This window comes from Devosia sp. (assembly GCF_036563435.1).
GTDB lineage: Bacteria > Pseudomonadota > Alphaproteobacteria > Rhizobiales > Devosiaceae > Devosia.
Genome location: NZ_DATCMJ010000012.1, coordinates 228,985 through 249,335 on the forward strand (window position 1 = coordinate 228,985; position 20,351 = coordinate 249,335).

Below are 20,351 nucleotides of genomic sequence, written 5' to 3' on the forward strand. Positions count from 1 at the left end.
GATCACCCAGCCGCGCCCGTCAAACGGCGCGGCTTTTTCTTGAGGTTCACTATGCTGCTGCTGCACCTTTCCGACGTGGACGAAGCGAGTTGGGGCGCCAGACTCAAAGAGGAACTGGCTCCCTACCCAGTGGTGCGCCGGGGCGAGACCTACGATCCCGCCGATATTCGCTACATCTTCGTCTGGAAGCCCAAGCCGGAGGCCTTTGACGGGCTCACTGGGCTCAAGGCCATTCTCTCGCTGGGCGCCGGCGTCGATGCGCTGCTCAAGCATCCCAAGCTCCCGCGAGACGTGCCCATCGTGCGCTTTGTGGATGACGATCTCAGCCAGCGCATGAGCGACTATGTGGTGGCCCATGTCACCATGCACCACCGGCTCTACACCCGCTTCCGGGCCGACCAGAAGGCGCGGCGCTGGAGCCAACTCTACCCACCCGCCGCCTCGCAAACCACGGTGGGGATCATGGGCATGGGCGTGCTCGGGCAGGATGCAGCCAAGCGCCTGCTCGCCCTGGGCTTCACACTGCGCAGCTGGAGCCGCACGCCCAAGCAGATCGAAGGCGTGGAGGGTTTTGCGGGACAGGACACGTTCGACGCCTTCCTTTCGGGCACCGACATCCTGGTCAACCTGCTGCCGCTGACGCCGGAAACGGCAGGCATTCTCAACTACGAGACCTTCGGCAAGCTCCGCCGCAATGTGCTGGAGGGCGGCCCGGTGATCATCAACGCCGCTCGTGGCGGCCACCAGCGGGAAGCCGACATCGTGCGCGCCCTTGGGGACGGAACCCTCGCGGCCGCAAGCTTGGATGTGTTCGAGACCGAGCCCCTGCCGGAGCAGAGCCCGCTATGGGACCTCGACAACTGCTATATCACGCCCCACATCGCTGCCATTTCCAGCGAAACGACGGGCGTGCGCTACTTCTCGCGCATCATTCGCGAACATGAAGCGGGCAAGCCGCTGATCAACGTGGTGGACCGCAGCCTCGGCTACTAGCCGGGGCGTCAGTGCCTCTCCGGAAAGCGGCGCTTGAGCATGCGGTAGACGGCACGGATGCCCTGGTCGGTGCCACCCTGGCTGCGTCCGGCCCGCGCTTCCGGGGCCCAGCCGAAGATGTCGAGGTGCACCCACGCCCCGGCATTGGCGACGAAGCGGCGGAGGAACAGGGCGGCCGTAACCGAGCCGGCAAAGCCACCGCTGCCAGCATTGTTAACGTCAGCGATCTTGGAACTCATCATCGCATCATAGGGCGACCAGAGCGGCATCTGCCACAGCGGGTCGTCCGATAACGCGCCCTCGGCCATGAGTTCGCGGGCGAGCGCGTCATCGGTCGAATAGAGCGGCGGCAGTTCGGGACCGAGCGCCACCCGCGCCGCGCCGGTCAGCGTTGCCATGTCGATCAGCAGCTCCGGGCTTTCCTCATCGGCCAGGGCCAGTGCGTCAGCCAGGATGAGGCGGCCTTCGGCATCGGTGTTGCCGATCTCCACCGTCAAGCCCTTGCGCGAGGGAAGAACGTCGCAGGGACGGAAGGAATTGCCGCTGATGGCATTCTCGACGATCGGCAGGAGGACGCGCAGCCGCACCGGCAGCCCAGCCGAGACGATGGCGTGCGCGAGACCCAGGACGTTGGCGGCACCGCCCATGTCCTTTTTCATGATCAGCATGCCGGCCGAGGTCTTGATGTCGAGACCGCCTGTGTCGAAGGTCACGCCCTTGCCCACCAGGGTCACCTTGGGGTCCCCTTCCCGGCCCCACCGCAGGTCCACGAGCCGCGGCGCCTCTGTGCTGGCGCGGCCAACTGCATGGATCATGGGGAAATTGGCGGCAAGCAGCTCATCGCCGCGCGTCACCTCAATCTGCATGTCGCGCGCCTGGGCAAACTGCTGGATCGCCGCTTCGAAAGCGTCTGGCCCCAAGTCATTGGAGGGCGTGTTGATGAGGTCTCGCGCCAGGGCGGCAGCCTCGAACAGCCGGTCCACTTCGGCGACGTCAGCCTCTGGCGGATATTCCGCTAGTTCTGCAACAGCGGTGGCCTTGCGATAGCGATCGAAGCGATAGGTGCCAAGGCGGAAGCCCAGCGCCGCCAGGATGGGGTCGCCAAAGGCGCCCTCCAGCCGGTAGGATCCAGCCGGCAAGGCAGCACTCGCGAGACCCAGCACCAGGGCCGGACGCTCCTTGGCCGCACCCAGGCCGAAGAGGTAAGACGCCACGCGACCACCCTCGCCCGGCATTGCCAGCAATCGGCCGCGCTGCCCCGTAAAACCGTTTGCTGCAGCCCAGCTCGCCTGCTCCCCTTGGAGCCCAGCGGCCGCCAACCCGCCTTCCTCGATGCAGATGATGGGGATGATTGCGTGTTCTGGCATGAGCGAACTCCATTGGGCGCCGAGTTGTAACCACGCTCTCCCTGCTCCGCAACGCCCGGCACCACCGGTTTAACCGCGCGTTAGGGTTAATGATTTATTGAACAGGCACGGGATCTGCTACCCGAGGAGTAACGCCTGTGCTGTCGCTTGCCCAGTTTTGCAAACCCATGCGAGCCCTGCTGCTGGCGGGCGTGGCCGCACTGGCAATCAGCGCCTGCGCGTCCAACCGCGGCAGCATGCCCTCACCCGATTATTCAGGCATGCCGGCGGCGCAAAGCCAGCAGAGCCTGGCGGAACTGACAGCCCGATACAAAAGCAATCCCAAGGACAAGATGGTGGCCATCCACTATGCGGCGGCTCTCCGCGTTGCGGGGCAGAGCCAGCAGGCCGTCGCTGTCCTCGAGATCAGCATGACGCTTCATCCAAAGGACGTCGACATCAACGTCGCCTATGCCAAGGCCCTGACTGCCGATGGCCGCTTCGAACAGTCGCTGCAGGTGCTCGACAACGTCATCCGCCCCGAAGCGCCCGATTGGAACGCCCTCCTCGTCAAGGGCGCGGCGCTGGACCAACTCGGCCGCAACGGCGAAGCGCGAGCCCTTTATGCGCAGGCGCTGGTGCATGCACCGGGCGAAGCCTCGATCGAAGCCAATCTGGGCCTCTCCTATGCCATGACCAATGAACTCCCCGCTGCCGAACAGCATCTCCGCCGTGCGGTGCAGATGCGCGGGGCGACCAGCCAGATCCGGCAGAACCTTGCATTGGTGGTGGGGCTGCAGGGGCGGTTCGACGAGTGCCGCGCCATCTATGCCGCCGAACTGCCGCCCGAGCAGGTTGAAAGCAACATGGCCTATGTGCGCGCCCTGCTGACGCAGCAGAACCGCTGGGACATGATCGCCAAGAGCTGAGCCCTAGCCGCCGAATGCGCTGACCGAAGGCCCGCTCATGATCTTGATCACGGCAGGCGCCATGATCACGATGAACAGCACCGGCAGGAAAAACAGGATCAGCGGTACCGTGAGCTTGGGCGGCAGGGCCGAGGCCTTCTTCTCCGCCTCCGACATGCGCTGATCACGCCCCTCTTCGGCCATGACGCGGAGCGCCTGGCCGATGGAGGTACCATAGCGGTCCGCCTGGATCAGCGCGGTCATCACGGACTTCACGCCATCAAGGCCCGTGCGCCGCCCCAGATTGTCATAGGCGCGGGTGCGGTCTTCGAGGAAGGCCAGTTCGGCGGTGGTCAGCGTCAGCTCTTCTGCTAGTTCCACGCTCTGCTGGCCGATCTCCTTGGCCACGCGCTTGAAGGCATGTTCAACCGACATGCCCGATTCCACGCAGAGCAGCATCAGATCGAGGCAGTCCGGCCATGCCTTCTTGATCGAAGCCTGGCGCTTGGTCGTCGTGTTCTTGAGCAGCAGCAGCGGCAGGTAGGCGCCCACAAGTGCCGCGCCCACTGCATAGGTCAGGTTGAGATAAAGCGGACGCCCACCAGGCGCCAACACCAGAAGGTAGAGCGCGGCCACCACAAAGATGATGATCGGGGTCATCAGGCGCATGAACAGGAACGTCGTCAGGTGCCCCTGCCCGCGATAGCCAGCCATAGCCAGCTTGTCGACCGTGGCGTCGTCCTGGAACGCCTTCTTGAGGTCGAAACGCTCGACCACCGTCTTCATATAGGTCTTGGTCTCGGCATTGCGGCGGATGTTGCGGCTGTCGCCGGCGGCAACCCCGCGCAAGCGCGCCATTTCCTCGGCGCGCATCTTCTCGCGCTCCAGGGCTACGCGCTTGATGCGATCGCGCATCTCCGACTTGACGATGAAGCTCGAGCCGAATGTGAAAACCACGGCGGCCGCGGAGACCGCAGCAAGCACGGAGATCAGGAATTCCCGCTGACCCAGAAGCGCAAAGATGTCCATGCTAGGCTCCGATCAGTAGTCGAACTGCACCATGCGGCTCATGAAGAACACGCCCGCCGAGAGCATGACCGCGCCGATGCCCAGCCAAATCTGGCCCAGCGTGGTGAAAAACAGCGGCGCTAGGTAAGACGGCGACACAAGGCTCACCAGGATCGCCACGACGAAGGGCAGCGAGCCGATAATGCCGGCCGAAGCCTTGGCTTCGGACGACATGGCCTTGATCTTCTGCTTCATTTTCTTGCGATTGCGCAGCACCTTGGCGAGGTTCCCCAGCGCCTCGCTGAGATTGCCGCCGGCCTGCTGCTGCACGGTGATCACCACGACGAAGAAGTTGACCTCCGGCAGCGGCACGCGGTCGAGCAGGACCACGACGGCCTCGCTCATGGACATGCCGAAGGCCTGCTGGTCTAGCACGCGCCCGAACTCTGATTTCACCGGTTCCTTGGCATCCTTGGCGACCACGCGGATGGAGTCGTTGAGCGGCAAGCCGGTCTTGACGCCACGGACAATGGCCTCCACCGCGTTGGGAAGTTCATCGAGAAACTGGTTCTGGTACTTCTTGCGCTTGCGGTTGATCCACATGCGCGGCAGCAGGTAGGCCGCAGCCACGGCAAAGACCGGCGCGAGGAAGATCGGCACCTGAACGATCACGAGGACCACGAAGACCACCGCGCCGAAGATGACGCTGTTGCGGATAAAGGCTCCTGGCTTGATGGTCATGCCCGCCTGAAACAGCATCTGCGGCAGGGTCAGGCGCTTCTTGGCGTTAAGAGCGTCAGTCTGCGATTTCAGGGCCTGCTGCACGCTCTTGCGCCGCTCGTCGCGGCTGCGGGCAGCGTTGGCTTCCATGCGGTTGACGCGCATATTGCCCTGCAGCGCCTTGCGGCGCTTTTCCGCCCGGCCGCTGCCCAGCGCATTAGGCACCAGCGCGAAGCCGGCTGCTCCAACTGTGATCATGGCCAGGACGATAAGGAGGATGGTGGTCATCAGGCGTTCAGCAACTGGTGTTGCTCGGTATTGGCCTGCTCCAGCGCCTCGATGAGGTTGGGTTCCTCGTTGAAGTACCGGGCGCGCTCGGCAAATTGCGGCTTGGTGATGCCGGTGGAGCGGTGCTTGCCGAGCAGCATGCCGTGCTGGTCTTCGCCCATGATGTCGTAGACGAAGATGTCCTGCGTCACGATCACATCGCCCTCCATGCCCAGGATCTCGGTGATGTGGGTGATGCGGCGCGAGCCGTCCCGCAGGCGTGCCGCCTGCACCACCACGTCGATGGAGGAGGTAATCATCTCGCGGATGGTGCGGCTGGGCAGTGCATAGCCACCCATGGTGATCATGGATTCAAGACGCGAAAGGGCTTCGCGCGGCGAATTAGCGTGGAGCGTGCCCATCGAACCGTCATGGCCGGTATTCATGGCCTGGAGGAGGTCGAAGGCCTCGGGGCCGCGCACTTCGCCAACGATGATGCGTTCGGGGCGCATGCGCAGGCAGTTCTTGATCAGGTCGCGCATGGTGATCTCGCCCTCGCCCTCGAGATTGGGCGGGCGGGTTTCCAGGCGCACCACGTGCGGCTGCTGCAATTGCAGTTCCGCCGAGTCTTCGCAGGTGATGACGCGCTCGTCCTTCTCGATGAAGGCGGTGAGGCAGTTGAGCAGCGTCGTCTTGCCCGAGCCAGTACCGCCCGAGATCAGCACATTGGCGCGAACGCGACCCAGGATGCGCAGGACCTCGGCACCCTCGGGCGAGATGGAGTTGTACTTGACCAGCTGCTGGAGGGTCAGCTTGTCCTTCTTGAACTTGCGGATGGTGAGCGCGGCGCCATCGATGGCCAGTGGCGGGGCGATGACGTTGACGCGCGAGCCGTCAGGCAGGCGGGCGTCGCAAATGGGGGAACTTTCATCGACGCGGCGGCCGACCTGGGACACGATGCGTTGGCAGACGTTCATCAGGTGCGCATCGTCGCGGAAGCGCACATTGGTAAGGCGCACCTTGCCACCCACTTCGATGTAGCACTTCTGCGACCCGTTCACCATGATATCGGCGATGTCGTCGCGCGCCAGCAGCGGCTCGAGCGGGCCATAGCCCAGCACGTCGTTGCAGATGTCTTCGAGCAGGTCTTCCTGCTCGGAGATGGACATGATGATGGACTTGAGCGCGATGATCTCGGCGACAATGTCGCGGATTTCCTCGCGTGCCGCATCCTGGTCCATGGTGGCCAGCTGCGACAGGTCTATGGAGTCGATCAGCGCATTAAAGATCGCCGACTTGGTCTGGAAATACTGCTGGTCCCGCGCCGCATCGATAGGCGCGCGCACGTCGACGACTTCGTCGGCGTTGCGCATGCGGTTGGCCATAGCATCGCTCCGCACGTCCTGGCGAACGGGTGCGGCGGGTTCAGGGCGCGGCAGCGGGCTGGCAATGGGGCGCGCGACTTCAGCGACGCCGGGCGTATTGCCGCCAAAAGTTGTGCGCTTGCCAAACATGGTATCCTACCGTTTCAGAGGGCTTGACGTGGAGCGCCCTCAGGCTCGCTTCTTCAAAAAGGCCGGCAGCTTCATCAGGCTGGCCGAGCGTCCACCGGCCTGCATGGCCTGCCGGCCGGTCACGTGCATGCCGACGCTGCGATAGATGTCGTTGATCCTGTTGCTGGCCGAGACCTCAGCAATCATCTGCCCATTGTTGGCGGCCGTGCCGAACAGCGCCGCGTCGAACGGTATCTGGCCCAGCAGCTGGCACTCGACGGAGTCGGCAAATTCAGCAGCGTTGATCTCGGGCCGGCGTGGCATAGCGAGCTTGTTGAGCACCAGCGACGGCGCGCTCTCGGTTGGCCTCAGGGCGCGGATCGTGTCGGCAAGGTTCTTGGCGTTACGCAGGTTTGCCAGGTCCGGTTCGGCGACAATCACCACCTCGTCCACCGTTGCCAGCGTGTGCCGGATCCATGCGTTCCAGGCATGAGGAATGTCCAGCACCACGACGGGCATGGCGTTCTGGCACATTTCGATGACCTGCTCGAACTCGCGGCCCTCGAAATCGAAGGTGCGGTCCAGCGTGACCGGGGCGGTCAGCAGGTTGATGTGGTTGGCCGCCTTGCTCATCAGCCGATCAAGCATGGTCTGGTCGATCTTCACATTGGCCTGCAGCACGTCCGCGATGCCGTGCGGTGGGTCCTGGTTGAAGTTGAGCCCGACCGTGCCGAAGGCCAAGTCCATGTCGATGATCAGCGTGTCCTGGCGCAGGGCCGTAGCGATGGCCCAGGATACGTTGTGCGCCACCGTGGACCCGCCGGCGCCGCCTTTGGCGGAGACAAAGCCGATGGTGCGGCCGATAGGCGCCGCGTTCTCGGAGGCAAAGAGTTCTGTGATGGCCCCGACGATCTGCTGGGCCGAGGCCGGCAGCACGATATACTCGGAGATGCCGGAGCGGATCAGTTCGCGGTAGAGCAGCACGTCGTTGACATGACCGAGGACGATCACCCGGGTCGAGGCGTCGCACACTTCGGCGAGCCGCTCCAGCGCCGCCGGGATCTCGTCAGGCGGCAGCGTGGTTTCGACGATGATCAGGTTCGGCGTCGGGTTGGACTTGTAGGTCTCGACCGCCCCATCGATGCCGCCATTATGCGTGGTCAGCGCCACCTTGGACATGCGCCGGTCATGAATGGCGCTTTCCACCAGCTGAGCCGTCTGTGAGTGGTCGCAGAAGGCCTGGATGGTGATGCGCGGAATGAGCCGGGCGCCCGAGGCGATCTCGGCTGCAGGCTCTTCCGGCTTCTTTGGCTCAGGAGTGAGAAAACTCATTACAAACTCTCTTTATCGTCGTCTCAGTCGAGCACGAAGCCGACCGACCCACTGAAACCGCCGCGCATCTCACCCGTCTTGCCCACGCCATAGAGGGTTTCGAGGCGGCCGAGGAAGATACCCTCGGCGTCAGGGGCCGGCACTGAATGGTCGGTTGGCACAGGAATGGAATTGGCGATGCTTGGCGCTACCAAGTATGGCGTGACAAGGATGACAAGCTCCGTCTGCTGCGTCTGATAATCCCGAGAGCGGAACAGCGCGCCCAGGATAGGAATGTCGCCTAACCACGGAAACTGATCGACCTGTGTGCTGGAGCGCTCTTCCAGAAGCCCTCCAATGGACAGGGTCGTGCCGCTCGGCAGTTCCACAGAAGTGCTCGCTTCGCGCTTGCTGATCGACATATCAGCCTGAGGCTCAGAGACGGAGGTATCGACCTTCAGCCCTATTGAGCCGTTCGAGCGGACTACCGGAGTGAAGGCCAGCTCGACACCGTATGGTTTGAAGATGACGGTTCTCTTGAGGCGATCCTCATCGTTCTCTGGTTCGTAGGTAACATAGGGGATCTCACCGCCCGCGAGGAAGGTGGCTTGCTCACCTGAAATCGCGGTCAGCGTGGGCTGAGCCAGAACACGCAGGGCTCCACGCTCCTCCAGCGCCCGAATAGCCGAAGTGACCCTGTTGCCATTGGCTCCGAAGCTCGCATCGGCGCCATGCGGGCTATCCTGGTCCTTCATCACATTCGCAAAGTTCAGGAGGTTGGTGGTACCAACGTTGAAGACAGCGGATAGATTGATGCCGAATTGCTTGGCAACAGAACGCTTAACCTCCGAGACAGTGACCTGCAGCATGACCTGCTGAGCGCCCGAAACGTCGAGGATATTGGCGACATTTTCTACCCCGCCGGCGAACTGAATCGCGACTTGTGTGGCGCGGTCGCGATCCTCGGAAGACATAACATTGCCGGTGAGCACCACACGGTTCACTTCGCCGATGTCGTCACCTAGGGTGACCGACTCCACACGAATATTGGAGCCAGGAATTACGCGAGCCAGCGCCGTTTCAAGCGCGTTGCCCACTTGCGATGGCTCCTCCATCACCTTCACGTCCAGCACCGCGATGGTGCGGCCGCTGTCATCGAGGAAAAAGATGTTGGTGTCGCCGCCCGTCACGCCCTGGACGATCGCCCGGGTACGGGTACGCATGATGGCTGCAGCCACTTCAGGCTGCGAGACGATGACCTCCGCCGCTCCCGCGGGTAGATCAACCAGAACCGTCTTGTTGAGCTCGATCTGCATTTCCCGGGTCGCACCGTAGGCGGCCGGTGAGATCGAGACGTGGTTTTCTTGTGCAGTGACTGCCGAGAGGCTCGACCCAGCCAGCAAGGCCACAGCGAACATGGGGACGGCGACAGCACAGACAGCAGCACTGCGGAGAATGGAATGGAAGGTTTTCATGGTCATCTCCGCCCTACATGGGCACCGAGGCGGGGTCGATGGGAGGCATGGTCTGCGGCGCTGCCGCTGGGGTCACGCTCACAGGCGTGTTCACAATTGCCTGCTGATCGGAAGAGACAGATCCCGCTTGCACGGCCTGTTCCTTGCCGAAGCGGATCAGTCGCACGGTCTTGGAGCCTGAAGCGTCAGCAGTCACCGGGTTGTTGAAGTCTACCACCGAACGCAGGGTGAGGCTTAGTTGGCCAGCCGTAGAGGCGTTGACGAGCGTTTCAGCCTGCCCCGGGGTGAGTTCAAGGGTCGCGATAGTAGCGTCGGTAAAGGTAGCCGGCGTTGTCTCTGCGGCACCGGGATTTTCGCCGCCGCCGGTGACGCCGAGTTCGCCAAGGCGCTGGCCAATGGCGAGGACCCGAACGTTAGAGAGGATAAGTTGCGATTGCTGCGCAGCGCCGCTGCCCGTGGTCAAAAGAACGTCGACATGATCATTGGGTACAACAAAGCCGCCCGCGCTGGAGGCTGGCGTAACGTTCACCGAGACACCGCGCATCCCTTCCGACAAAACTGCCGAAAGGTAGCCTTGTTCGGAGCGTACCAGCTTGGCTTCACGGATGGGTTCGCCCGGAAAAAACTCGAAGCGAGCAACCGCGCCAGTTAGCGCCGCGGGCGCATCTGGCATGGCCGAGCTGGTGACATATTCGCTGCGCAGCGCGCCTTCGGGCCAATCCTGCCACGCCACCATGTCTGGCGTGAGCCGCTCGCCCATGCCGATCGGGGTCCGCGCGACGAGAACCTGCGCCTTGGCCTCCTCGATGACTTCAGTCTGGGTAATCGTGGTGGGCGCAGAGCCGCCGCGCGTGACCAGGAAGGCCGCCAGACCACCGGCAACGATCGCCACGATCAGCAAGATGATACGCGCGGGCTTCATGACTTACTCCGGCTGTACGCGGGCACAACGAGCCCAATTCCACCGGGTTGAAGTGTGAGGCCAAAGGGTCAAAGTTTGGTTAACCGGAGCTTTGCGCGTGCGGTTAACAAAAGGTTAGCCAATTGACAGCATATCGGGCGCAGAAGCTAAGCCGTCAGCCGCTGGAAAATGCTGGAGTCCGCATAGACAAGCATGCCCGCGATTGCCAGCGCAATGCCATAGGGCACCCCCTGCTTGCGGTCATGCAATCGCTCCAGCCAGGCAAAGCGCGTGATCACCGGATTGAGCGGCATGGCTCTCAGGGCCAATACGGACAAAGTAAGCGCCCCGCCCAGAAGCCCGGCATAAACCAGGTAGGGCAAGGTCAGACCAAAGCCAAGCCACAGCGTTGTCGCCGCCGCCAGCTTGGCATCCCCGCCCCCGATCCAGCGCAGCGCGAACATGGCAAAGCCCGCGGCCAATACCGCAAAGGCGCACAGCACATGCATGCCAAGCTGTTGAAGCGGAAGGTTTATTATGAGCGCGAGCCCGAAAAAGCCGGCGACCAGAAGCAGGACCAGCTTGTTGGAAATGCGCATGGTCAATAGATCGGACGACGCGGCGAAGGCCATTCCCAAAGGGAAAATCAGCATTGCCAAAGTGGACATCGATCTGCCTCGTGGTCTCAAACGCCACGATCATGCCCAAGCCGCTTTAAGAAAGCGCAAATGAGGGGGCCATACGGCCCCCCTCCGTGCAATAATGACGTTACTGAGCAGTATTGGCCGCTTCGAGATCAAGCCTGTCACTGATGCCATCAAACAGGCCGCTCAAGCTGCCACCGAGAGTGGTTGCAGCAACGATGATGCCAACGGCGATCAGAGCGGCGATCAGGCCGTATTCAATTGCGGTCGCGCCGGACTCGTCCTGCGCAAAGCGTGCGAAGATGTTCATTCCCCAACTCCATTTTACGTCAGCTCGTGACGTTCATCGTTCGACACGTGATACATCGAACAGGAGCGAAGTTACTGGGCGGCGTCTTGCCAAGGAGTTAATTACCGCAAGCATTGGGCCGAAGAATTCGGTATGTTTATCATGCAGTTAATGCGACAACTCAAATACCAACGAGTTTCTCCGGAGCGAACAACTTCCCCTACTCAAACTGACACTGCAAACAACCTCAAGCACTTCACGCTTGGTCAATGCAATCGAAGCTTCCCACCCAACTTAGCCGGGCAGAGATAATCCGCCACATTTGGCAATTGTAAACCATTCTTGTCCAAGCTGCGCGGTGAAGTATCGCGTACCGGATCGCCCTCATGCGTAAAATGTTTGCTGCTGCTCTTGCACTTGGCGTATCGCTGGCATCCTCCGCCTATGCCGTCGACGGCGCACCGATCGACGTCAACGTGAACATGGCCCGCGTGCTGCGCATCAGCGGGGCTGCCGCCACCGTGATCGTGGGCAATCCCGGCATCGCCGACGTCACCATCCAGGACCCGCAAACGCTTATCCTGACCGGAAAAAGCTACGGCCAAACCAATCTCATTGTGCTCGACAGTGCCGGCAATCCAGTGGCCGATACACTGATCGAAGTGGTGCAGATGCAGGCGGGAGCCGTTACCGTCTACCAGGGCCAGGCGCGTACCAGCCTGGCCTGTGCACCCGTCTGCCAATCCGTGGTCATGATGGGCGATGACACCGCCTTCTCCTCGGAAGCCATTGCCTCGGCGCAGATGATCCAGACGCTGGGCAACTGACGGTCACGTCCGGTTAACTCAAACAGCATTCGGCAGGCTATCCTAACGGACAGTTAGGCAAGGCCGCCTAGTCTGAGCGCCGGAAACTGGGCGCGGCCATGGCTTTTGCACGCACATCGCTGATCGGACGGGCATTGCGGCAGCGCAGGCGCGGCTTCCTTCGCGACGACCTCGGCGCCACCGCGGTTGAAGTCGGTCTTCTGGCCCCCGTGTTCTTTCTGATCATCGGTGCGATCCTTGAAACAGCGGTGGTTTTCCTCTCCAGCCAGGTTCTCGACAGCGCCGTTCATGATGCCAGCCGCCTGGTGCGAACCGGGCAGGTCCGCACGACCACGGTAGAGACGTTCAAGACCAGCGTCTGCGACGGGCTCTATGGCCTGTTCGACTGCAGCAAGCTTCATGTGGAAGTGCAGCCTCTGGGCACCTTCAGTGCGGCCAACATCACCCCACCCGTCGACTATGCGTGCAAGACGGCGGTGGAATGCGAAAAATGGACCCGCAACGAAGCTGTAGACACCGGCAGCACGTCGGCAATCATGGTGGCGCAGGTCTACTACCGCTGGCCGGTCATTCTCAATTTTGGTGGCTTCACTCTCGCCAATCTCTCGAACGGTTCGCGTGTACTTGGCAGCGCGACCGTATTTCGCAACGAGCCGTTCTGATGCGCGCCATCTACCTGAAGCTCCTCTCCCATTTGCGCACACTGTGGCTGGCACAGCAGGGTGCCGCCGCAATCGAGTTCGCGCTGATCTTGCCGATCATGCTGACCGTCTATGTGGGATCGGTGGAAGGCAGCACCATGATCTCCATGGACCGCCGCGTCCAATCGGTCGCTGGTTCGATAGGCGACCTTGTGGCGCGCACCAACGGCAAACTCGAAACCTTCTGGCTAACCGACTATTTCAAGGCCTCGGCCGGTATCATGACCCCTTACCCGATCGGGGACCTCAAGCAGGTGGTGACGCAGGTCGAGGTCAAGGCGGACGGGTCCACGGTCGTCATCTGGTCTTATGAATATGCCGGCAACAAGCTGAGCACCAAGACGAACTATGCGCCTCTAGTGCCTGCTGAAATGATCAACATAGCCAAGGGCAAGTTCGTCGTCGTTGCGGAGGCAAGCTACACTTTCACGCCGCTGTCCGGCTTCGTCTATACGCAACCCATTGGTCTCTACCGGCAGAATTTCTTCATGCCGCGCTTCGGCACCAAGATCGAGGTCAAGTAGCCGGCTCTGCTTGCGCCGGCCCCGGACCCATGCCACAAGCCGCTCACCCTTCCATATGCCGGCGGCTAGACCATGACTGATACGCTTGTTCCTGTGTTCGATCTTGGCGGCGTCTTCGTCGACTGGAACCCGATGTATCTGTTCCGCAAGCTCTTCGACAACGAGGAGGATGCGCTCTGGTTCCATCAGACGATCTGCACGGGCGACTGGAACCTCGAATTCGATGCCGGCGAAATCTATGCCGAGGGCGTGGCCAAGCTGATCACCCGCTTCCCGCGCTACTGGCGCGAAATCCAGGCTTTCGACCTGCGCTGGAAGGAGACCCTGGGTGATTTCATCCAGGGCACGATTGACATCCACAACGAACTGATCGAGCAGGATATTCCCACTTTCGCCATCACCAACTTCTCTTGGGAGAAGTGGGTGAGCTGCCTGCCCGAATGGCCGTTCCTCGAAAAGTTCGATGGCGTGATCGTTTCGGGCCTGGAAGGCATGGTCAAGCCTGATCCACGCATCTACCGCGTCTTCTGCGAGCGCTATGGCTTGGCACCCGATTCCTGCGTCTTCATCGATGACAGCGAGCCCAACATCAGCTCGGCGCGCAAATTTGGCATGCACGGTATCCACTTCAAGGACCCGGCCCAGACGAGAGCAGAGTTGATCGCGCTGGGGCTGCCGCTCAAAGCCAAGTAGGCCCCATACCAGATCGTCACCCTCGGGCTTAACCCGAGGGCTCTACACCACTGCCGCATGAGGAAACTGAACCGCCCGCGGTTCAGGCTCGAGGATGACAACCGGTGGTTGACGGCGCACTACCTGAACCGCCCACCCTTCTGGATGACCTCGATCTTGTAACCGTCCGGATCGGTCGCGAAAAAGAACCGGGCGACAGGAGCGTCGCCGTTCTTGAAGTCCACCAGCTTGCCGACGCTTAGCCCTTCGGCGCTAAAGCGGGCGTGTTCGGCCTCGACATCGTCCACCACCACCGCCAGGTGACCATAGCCGTCGCCGAGCTGATAGGGTTCGGTGCGACCCTTGTTGATTGTCAGTTCGAGTTCAAAGTCACTCTCTTCCGCCGCCATGTAGATGAGCGTGAAGGTCTCAAAATCAAGCCGGTCGACGACACGCAGCCCGAACGCCTGTTCGTAGAACCGAACCGAGCGTGCTTCGTCTAGCACGCGGATCATGCTGTGGACCAGCTTGGCCATTACTTGGTCCCGTACATGCGGTCGCCCGCATCGCCGAGGCCGGGAATGATGTAGCCCTTCTCGTTGAGGTGGCTGTCGACCGAGGCGGTGAAGACGGGGACGTCTGGGTGCGCCTTGTTGAAGCGCTCTATGCCCTCGGGTGCTGCCAGGAGGCAGAGGAAGCGGATGTTGTTGGCGCCGCGTTCCTTGAGCTTGTCGATCGCAGCCGTCGCAGAGTTGGCCGTGGCCAGCATCGGATCGACAACGATGATCAGGCGGTCTTCGAGGTTCGAGGGCGCCTTGAAGTAGTATTCCACCGGCTCCAGCGTCTCATGATCACGGTAGATACCGATATGGGCAACGCGTGCCGCCGGGACTAGGTCGAGCATGCCGTCCAGCAGTCCGTTGCCGGCCCGCAAAATGGAGGCGAAAACCAGTTTCTTGCCCTTGATGGCAGGCGAATTCATCTCCGCCATCGGCGTCTCGATCGGGATCATTTCGAGCTCGAGATCGCGCGTGACCTCGTAGCACATGAGGTGCGCGATCTCGCGCAGCAGGCGCCGGAAGCCGGCGATCGAGGTCTCCTTGTTGCGCATGATGGTCAGCTTGTGCTGGATCAGCGGGTGATCGATGACGGTTACGCTGCTCATAGGATCACCTCTCTAAAGGAATGACTTGCCGTGGCGGCCGAGCGCGAGGCCAAGCCAGTGGGCTATGCTTTCACCTATATCAGCGAAGGTGTGGCGAATGCCAATCTCTCCCGGTGGCAGGGCTGGGGAAAAGACCAGGATCGGCACCTGCTCGCGCGTATGGTCCGTGCCGGTCCAGGTTGGATCGTTGCCATGATCGGCAGTTAAGACAAGTAGGTCGTCGTGGCGCAGCTTGCTGATCAGTTCGGGCACGCGGGAGTCGAAATATTCGAGCGCCGCGGCATAGCCCGGCACGTCGCGGCGATGGCCATACTCGCTGTCGAAATCAACGAAGTTGGTCATGATGAAGGCGTTATCATCAGCCATTTCCATGGCGTCCAGCGTCTTGTCGAAAAGCTGCGGCAGTCCGGTGCCCTTGAGCTTATGGGTGACCCCGTGGCCGGCATAGATGTCGGATATCTTGCCGATGGCATAGACCTGGTTGCCTGCCGCCTGGTTGCGGTCGAGCAAAGTGGGCTCGGGGGGAGCGATGGCGAAGTCGCGGCGATTGCCGGTCCGCTTGAAGCTCGTCGCATCCTTACCCACAAAGGGGCGCGCAATGACGCGGCCGATCTGGAGCGGCGCCGTCAGTTCAAAGGCGATCTGGCAAATCTCGTAGAGCCGCTCCAATCCAAAATGCGTTTCGTGCGCCGCGATCTGGAACACGGAGTCGATCGAGGTGTAGCAAATGGGCTTGCCGGTGCGGATCGACTCCTCGCCCAGGGCGGCGATGATATCTGTACCCGACGCATGCTTGTTGCCGAGAATGCCGGGCAGGTTCGCCCGTTGGACGAATTCGGCGATCAGTTCGGCCGGGAAAGTCGGGTCCGACTGAGGGAAATAGCCCCAGTCGAAGGGAACAGGAACGCCGGCAATCTCCCAGTGTCCGGAGGGCGTATCCTTGCCCTTGGAGACCTCACGTCCCACGCCGAAGCGTCCGCCTTTCGGTGTGGCGGACATGCCTGGTGGCAGCGCGCCGGTGGAGAGCGTTATGGCGGCACCCATGCCGAGCGCATCGAGGTTAGGCAGGCGAAGGGGGCCGGAGCGGAGGCCGTCGCGATCTGCCCGGCCAGCAGCGGCCCACTCGGCGATGTGACCGACGGTGTTGGCGCCGACGTCGCCATAAAGCTGGGCGTCGGGCGCTCCGCCGATGCCGACGCTGTCGAGAATGCAAAGAATGGCACGTGGCATGGGTTACTCCCTGGGGTGAATGCGCTCGACGATCAGCGGATGTTTGGGGGGCGCGTCGCCGAGGCGATAGGCGGACTGCAGCCGCGTTTCGGCTTCGGCGGCAGCAGCTTCGTCGGCAGCGTGGATACGCGCGATGGGCGTCTGGGCGTCCGCCTTGGCGCCCAGTCCAAGCAGGCGATCGAAACCGACTCGAGGATCGATGCTGTCGGTCGGCATCGCCCGTCCGCCGCCCAGGGCGACTACGGCCATACCAACGCCGCGCGTGTCGATAGCGACGATCGTCCCCTCCCCCACAGCATAGACGTCGCGGATGATAGGCGCCGGGGCGAGGTACCCATCCATATTGGCGATGAAGTCGGCAGGGCCGCCGAGTGCCGCGACCATGCGACCGAAATGTTCGCTGGCGCGTCCGCTGTCGAGCGCTTCGGCAACGAGAAGACGTGCCGCCTCGGCATCGTCTGCCTTGCCGGCCATCAGCGCGATCTCCGCGCACAAGGCCAGGGTAACCTCGCGCAGGCGCACATCCTGGTGGCGGCCCGTGAGGAAGTCCACGGCGTTGCGGATCTCCAAACCATTCCCGGCGGCACTGGCGAGAGGTTCATTCATGTCGGTAACGAGGGCGCTAGTCCTGAGCCCCGCACCATTGGCGACGGCCACCAGGCTTTCAGCAAGTTCGCGCGATTTCTCGGGAGTGGGCATAAAGGCGCCGGAGCCGGTCTTGACGTCGAGGACCAGCGCGCCAAGCCCTGCGGCCAGTTTCTTGGACAGGATGGAGGCGGTGATCAGCGGAATGGATTCCACCGTCCCGGTCACGTCGCGGATGGCATAGAGCGTCTTGTCTGCAGGCGCCAGATCCGCGGTCTGGCCGATAATGGCGCAGCCGGCCTCCCGCACCGCCTTGCGGAACAGCGCCAGGTCAGGACTGGTCTGGTAGCCGGGAATGGCGTCGAACTTGTCGAGCGTGCCACCAGTATGGCCCAGCCCACGCCCGGAAATCATGGGCACGTAGATGCCGATAGCCGCGAGGATCGGCGCCAGCATCAAGGAGACATTATCGCCCACGCCTCCCGTCGAATGCTTGTCCGCGACCGGACCATCAAGGCCGGACCAGTCCAGCACCGTGCCGCTATCGCGCATGGCAAGCGTCAGCGCCACCCGCTCGTCCATGCTCATGTTCTGGAAGTAGACCGCCATGGCAAAGGCCGCCGCCTGGGCATGGGACACCGTGCCCGCAGCAAAACCGCCGATGAATTGTGCGATCTCCTGCCGGGAGAGCGGCTCGCCGTTCCGCTTCTTGAGAATGACTTCTTGCGGGAGGAAGACCATGGAGGGCTTTCTGTTGTTGCCAGGACCCGCCCACAGTGTCACCCCGGCCCACGCTGGGGCAACACCATGTGTGCTGGAGCCTCAAGCCCCGTAGGGGATCCAGACATTCTTGACCTGGGTGGCCTTCGCCAGGAAGTAATCGCCCTCGAAGCGCCGGTCGGCGAGATCGTAGTCGAGGCCGCGCGTGGTCCAGGTCTGCTTGAGGTTGCCAACAGAGGTTTTTTCGACCATTGCCGAGGCTTCGGCGCTACCTGCGAACCAGAGACCGTCAACGCCGTCGTGCTCGGCCAGGGTCTTGGCCAAGGCCACGCTGTCGCCGGTTACGATGTTGATCACGCCCGAGGGCACGTCCGAGGTTTCGATGACTTGGTAAAGGTCGGTGACGCTGAGCGGCGATACGCTGGACGGGACCAGCACAACCGTGTTGCCCATGGCCAGTGCGGGCGCGAGGAGCGCGACGGAACCCAGCAGCGGGCGTGACGGCGCCGCCACTATGCCGAGGACGCCCAGAGGCTCGACCATGGCGGCAGCGACTGCGCGCGAGGGCGGATTGTGGATGGCGCCATCATACTTGTCCGCGCAGCCGGCGAATGCAAAGAGCCGCTCCACAGAAAGGGCAACTTCCTCGGCTCCGTCATGACCCGTTTGCGCCTCGATGCGGCGGGCGAACTCGGCGCGCCGGTAGTCGAGGTTCTCGGCCAGGAAGTAGAGGATCTGCGCCCGGGAATGGGCCGCGGTGCTTGACCAGCCGAGCGCCGCCCGCGCAGCCTCAACGGCGTTGCGGATATCCTTGCGGTTGCCCTCGCCTACCTCTCCCACGGTCGCGCCGGAGGAGCCGACGACGGCGCGGGTATAGGCGCTGTCGGGGCGGACCTGCTTGCCGCCGATATACATCTTGGCGGTCCGGTCCAGGGGAGCCGCGTCCAGGGGATTGGCTTGTTCGCTCCGCTGGGCCGGAGCGAGTTCTACGCTGGAGAGCGGCTTCAGGTCCTTCTCCCACCGTGGCTTGAGATAGCTGACCATGCCCTCGCGGCCGCCTTCGCGTCCGAAGCCAGACTCCTTGTAGCCGCCGAAGCCTACTGCCGCGTCGAAATTATTGGTGCCGTTGATCCAGACCACGCCCGCCTTGAGCTTGGGCGCAATGTCAAGCGCAAGGTTGATGTTCTCGCTCCAGACCGTGGCCGCGAGCCCATATTTGGTGTTGTTGGCCAGGGCCACCGCTTCTTCCGGCGTGCGGAAGCTCATGGCGACGAGGACAGGGCCGAAGATTTCTTCCGCGACCAGCGTATTGGCGGGCGAGACATTGGTGACGAGCGCGGGCTTGAGGAAGCAGCCAGCGCCCGGCAAGGTCATGTTGTCCGGCTCATAGACTACCGCACCTTCGGCCGCGCCCCGCTGCATCAGGTCGCGGATGCGTTCCACCTGCACCGGCGCGATCATGGCGCCGATATCGACCGACTTGTCGAGCGGATCGCCGACACGCAAGGTCTTCATGCGCGTCTTGAGCTTGGCGAGGAACCGTTCTTCGATGCTCTCCTGCACGAGAAGGCGGGACCCGGCGCAGCAGACCTGGCCCTGGTTGAACCAGATGGCGTCAACCAGGCCTTCGATCGCCGAGTCGATGTCAGCGTCTTCAAAGACGATATAGGGCGACTTGCCGCCCAGCTCGAGCGACAGGCCCTTGCCGGTGCCCGAAGTTGCCGCGCGGATCAGCTTGCCCACTTCCGTCGAGCCGGTAAAGGCGATCTTGTCGATACCGGGATGCGCCGTGATGGCAGCACCAGTCTCGCCCTGCCCGGTGACGATGTTGACCACGCCCTTGGGCAGGCCAATTCGGCCGCAGATTTCGGCAAAGAGCAGCGCCGTCAGCGAGGTGAATTCAGCAGGCTTGAGCACCACGGTGTTGCCTGCCGCCAGCGCCGGCGCGATCTTCCAGGCCAGCATCAGCAGCGGGAAGTTCCACGGGATGATCTGGCCGCAAACGCCATAGGGGACATGGTCGGGAAACTCGCGTGCCAGATGCTGTGCCCAGCCGGCATGGTGGTAGAAGTGGCGGGCGACGAGCGGGATGTCGATATCGCGCGACTCGCGAATGGGCTTGCCGTTGTCGAGCGATTCCAGCACGGCAAACAGCCGCGCATGCTTCTGCACGGCGCGCGCAATGGCATAGAGGTATTTGGCGCGCTCGTAGCCCGAAAGCGCGCTCCAGGAGCCAAAGGCCGCCCGCGCCGCGCGGACCGCGGCGTCCACATCCTCGGCCGTGCCGTCGGTGATCTGCGCCAGCGACTGGCCGGTGGCCGGGTTGTCGGAGGAGAAGGTCTTGCCCGGGGCTGTCCATTCGCCCGCAATGAAGTGGCCGAATTGCCGGTCATGGGAGTCCAGCCAGGCATAGGCCTGGTCTGGCGCCTCGGGCGCGGCGCCGTAGTCGAGCGTATCGAAGATTTGCGCGATCTTGTTCATTTCAGATCCTCCCGCGAGGTCCTGGACCACCGCGTCATTCGCGTTCTATTCACCGCGTCATTCCCGCGTAGGCGGGAATGACGCCGTGGCG

20 protein-coding genes are annotated in these 20,351 nt (G+C 62.6%); 6 read left to right on the plus strand and 14 right to left on the minus strand.

The window, feature by feature from the left end; genetic code table 11:
- The first annotated feature begins 51 nt into the window (after nt 1-51).
- Nucleotides 52-993, plus strand: a complete 942-nt coding sequence (locus tag VIL88_RS07115) for a glyoxylate/hydroxypyruvate reductase A (protein ID WP_331987281.1) — start codon at nt 52-54, stop codon at nt 991-993.
- Nucleotides 994-1,001: 8 nt separating this feature from the next.
- Here VIL88_RS07115 and VIL88_RS07120 read toward each other — a convergent pair whose 3' ends face one another.
- Nucleotides 1,002-2,360 carry a leucyl aminopeptidase family protein gene (locus VIL88_RS07120; protein WP_331987283.1) on the minus strand — a complete coding sequence of 453 codons (1,359 nt, stop codon included), beginning with the start codon at nt 2,358-2,360 and terminating at the stop codon, nt 1,002-1,004.
- 137 nt (nt 2,361-2,497) lie between these two features.
- On the opposite strand from VIL88_RS07120, the gene VIL88_RS07125 reads away from it, so the two are divergent.
- Nucleotides 2,498-3,268 carry a tetratricopeptide repeat protein gene (locus VIL88_RS07125; RefSeq protein WP_331987285.1) on the plus strand — a complete coding sequence of 257 codons (771 nt, stop codon included), beginning with the start codon at nt 2,498-2,500 and terminating at the stop codon, nt 3,266-3,268.
- A 3-nt stretch (nt 3,269-3,271) separates the two neighbouring features.
- Here VIL88_RS07125 and VIL88_RS07130 read toward each other — a convergent pair whose 3' ends face one another.
- The 8 genes from VIL88_RS07130 to VIL88_RS07165 form a co-directional block, all read right to left on the minus strand.
- Complete coding sequence (locus VIL88_RS07130; protein ID WP_331987287.1) at nt 3,272-4,276, minus strand: type II secretion system F family protein; 1,005 nt, start codon at nt 4,274-4,276, stop codon at nt 3,272-3,274.
- Between the two features lie 12 nt (nt 4,277-4,288).
- A complete protein-coding gene (locus VIL88_RS07135; RefSeq protein ID WP_331987289.1) occupies nt 4,289-5,263 on the minus strand; it encodes a type II secretion system F family protein in 975 nt (324 codons plus the stop codon).
- Nucleotides 5,263-6,756, minus strand: a complete 1,494-nt coding sequence (locus VIL88_RS07140; protein WP_331987291.1) for a CpaF family protein — start codon at nt 6,754-6,756, stop codon at nt 5,263-5,265. The genes VIL88_RS07135 and VIL88_RS07140 overlap by 1 nt, the downstream gene beginning before the upstream one ends.
- A 39-nt stretch (nt 6,757-6,795) precedes the next feature.
- Nucleotides 6,796-8,067, minus strand: coding sequence for an AAA family ATPase (locus VIL88_RS07145; protein WP_331987293.1), 1,272 nt, complete (start codon nt 8,065-8,067; stop codon nt 6,796-6,798).
- Nucleotides 8,068-8,090: 23 nt separating this feature from the next.
- A complete protein-coding gene (locus tag VIL88_RS07150) occupies nt 8,091-9,521 on the minus strand; it encodes a type II and III secretion system protein family protein (RefSeq protein WP_331987295.1) in 1,431 nt (476 codons plus the stop codon).
- 13 nt (nt 9,522-9,534) lie between these two features.
- Nucleotides 9,535-10,443, minus strand: coding sequence for a Flp pilus assembly protein CpaB (gene cpaB / locus VIL88_RS07155; protein ID WP_331987297.1), 909 nt, complete (start codon nt 10,441-10,443; stop codon nt 9,535-9,537).
- 146 nt (nt 10,444-10,589) lie between these two features.
- Nucleotides 10,590-11,090, minus strand: coding sequence for an A24 family peptidase (locus tag VIL88_RS07160; protein ID WP_331987299.1), 501 nt, complete (start codon nt 11,088-11,090; stop codon nt 10,590-10,592).
- A gap of 100 nt (nt 11,091-11,190) precedes the next feature.
- A complete protein-coding gene (locus VIL88_RS07165; RefSeq protein ID WP_331987301.1) occupies nt 11,191-11,376 on the minus strand; it encodes a Flp family type IVb pilin in 186 nt (61 codons plus the stop codon).
- A 365-nt stretch (nt 11,377-11,741) separates the two neighbouring features.
- Here VIL88_RS07165 and VIL88_RS07170 point away from each other — a divergent pair, with 365 nt between their 5' ends.
- The 4 genes from VIL88_RS07170 (at nt 11,742) to VIL88_RS07185 (ending at nt 14,100) form a co-directional block, all read left to right on the plus strand.
- Entirely contained in the window at nt 11,742-12,182 is a 441-nt protein-coding gene (locus tag VIL88_RS07170; protein ID WP_331987303.1) for a pilus assembly protein N-terminal domain-containing protein, read from the plus strand.
- 98 nt (nt 12,183-12,280) lie between these two features.
- Complete coding sequence (locus tag VIL88_RS07175; protein WP_331987305.1) at nt 12,281-12,844, plus strand: TadE/TadG family type IV pilus assembly protein; 564 nt, start codon at nt 12,281-12,283, stop codon at nt 12,842-12,844.
- Nucleotides 12,844-13,407 (plus strand): TadE/TadG family type IV pilus assembly protein, encoded by a 564-nt coding sequence (locus tag VIL88_RS07180; RefSeq protein WP_331987307.1) that lies wholly within the window; start codon nt 12,844-12,846, stop codon nt 13,405-13,407. The genes VIL88_RS07175 and VIL88_RS07180 overlap by 1 nt, the downstream gene beginning before the upstream one ends.
- 72 nt (nt 13,408-13,479) lie before the next feature.
- On the plus strand, nt 13,480-14,100 hold the full coding sequence (locus VIL88_RS07185; protein WP_331987309.1) for an HAD family phosphatase: 621 nt from the start codon (nt 13,480-13,482) through the stop codon (nt 14,098-14,100).
- Nucleotides 14,101-14,219: 119 nt separating this feature from the next.
- Here VIL88_RS07185 and VIL88_RS07190 read toward each other — a convergent pair whose 3' ends face one another.
- The 5 genes from VIL88_RS07190 to VIL88_RS07210 form a co-directional block, all read right to left on the minus strand.
- Nucleotides 14,220-14,615, minus strand: coding sequence for a VOC family protein (locus tag VIL88_RS07190; RefSeq protein WP_331987311.1), 396 nt, complete (start codon nt 14,613-14,615; stop codon nt 14,220-14,222).
- Nucleotides 14,615-15,244: a uracil phosphoribosyltransferase gene (gene upp, locus VIL88_RS07195; protein ID WP_331987313.1), complete on the minus strand. Its 630-nt coding sequence runs from the start codon at nt 15,242-15,244 to the stop codon at nt 14,615-14,617. Before upp ends, VIL88_RS07190 begins: the two co-directional genes overlap by 1 nt.
- Nucleotides 15,245-15,256: 12 nt before the next feature.
- A complete protein-coding gene (locus VIL88_RS07200) occupies nt 15,257-16,474 on the minus strand; it encodes a phosphopentomutase (protein ID WP_331987314.1) in 1,218 nt (405 codons plus the stop codon).
- A gap of 3 nt (nt 16,475-16,477) precedes the next feature.
- Nucleotides 16,478-17,800, minus strand: coding sequence for a thymidine phosphorylase (gene deoA / locus VIL88_RS07205; RefSeq protein ID WP_331987316.1), 1,323 nt, complete (start codon nt 17,798-17,800; stop codon nt 16,478-16,480).
- A gap of 81 nt (nt 17,801-17,881) precedes the next feature.
- Nucleotides 17,882-20,260 carry an aldehyde dehydrogenase family protein gene (locus tag VIL88_RS07210; RefSeq protein ID WP_331987317.1) on the minus strand — a complete coding sequence of 793 codons (2,379 nt, stop codon included), beginning with the start codon at nt 20,258-20,260 and terminating at the stop codon, nt 17,882-17,884.
- Between the last annotated feature and the right edge of the window lie 91 nt (nt 20,261-20,351).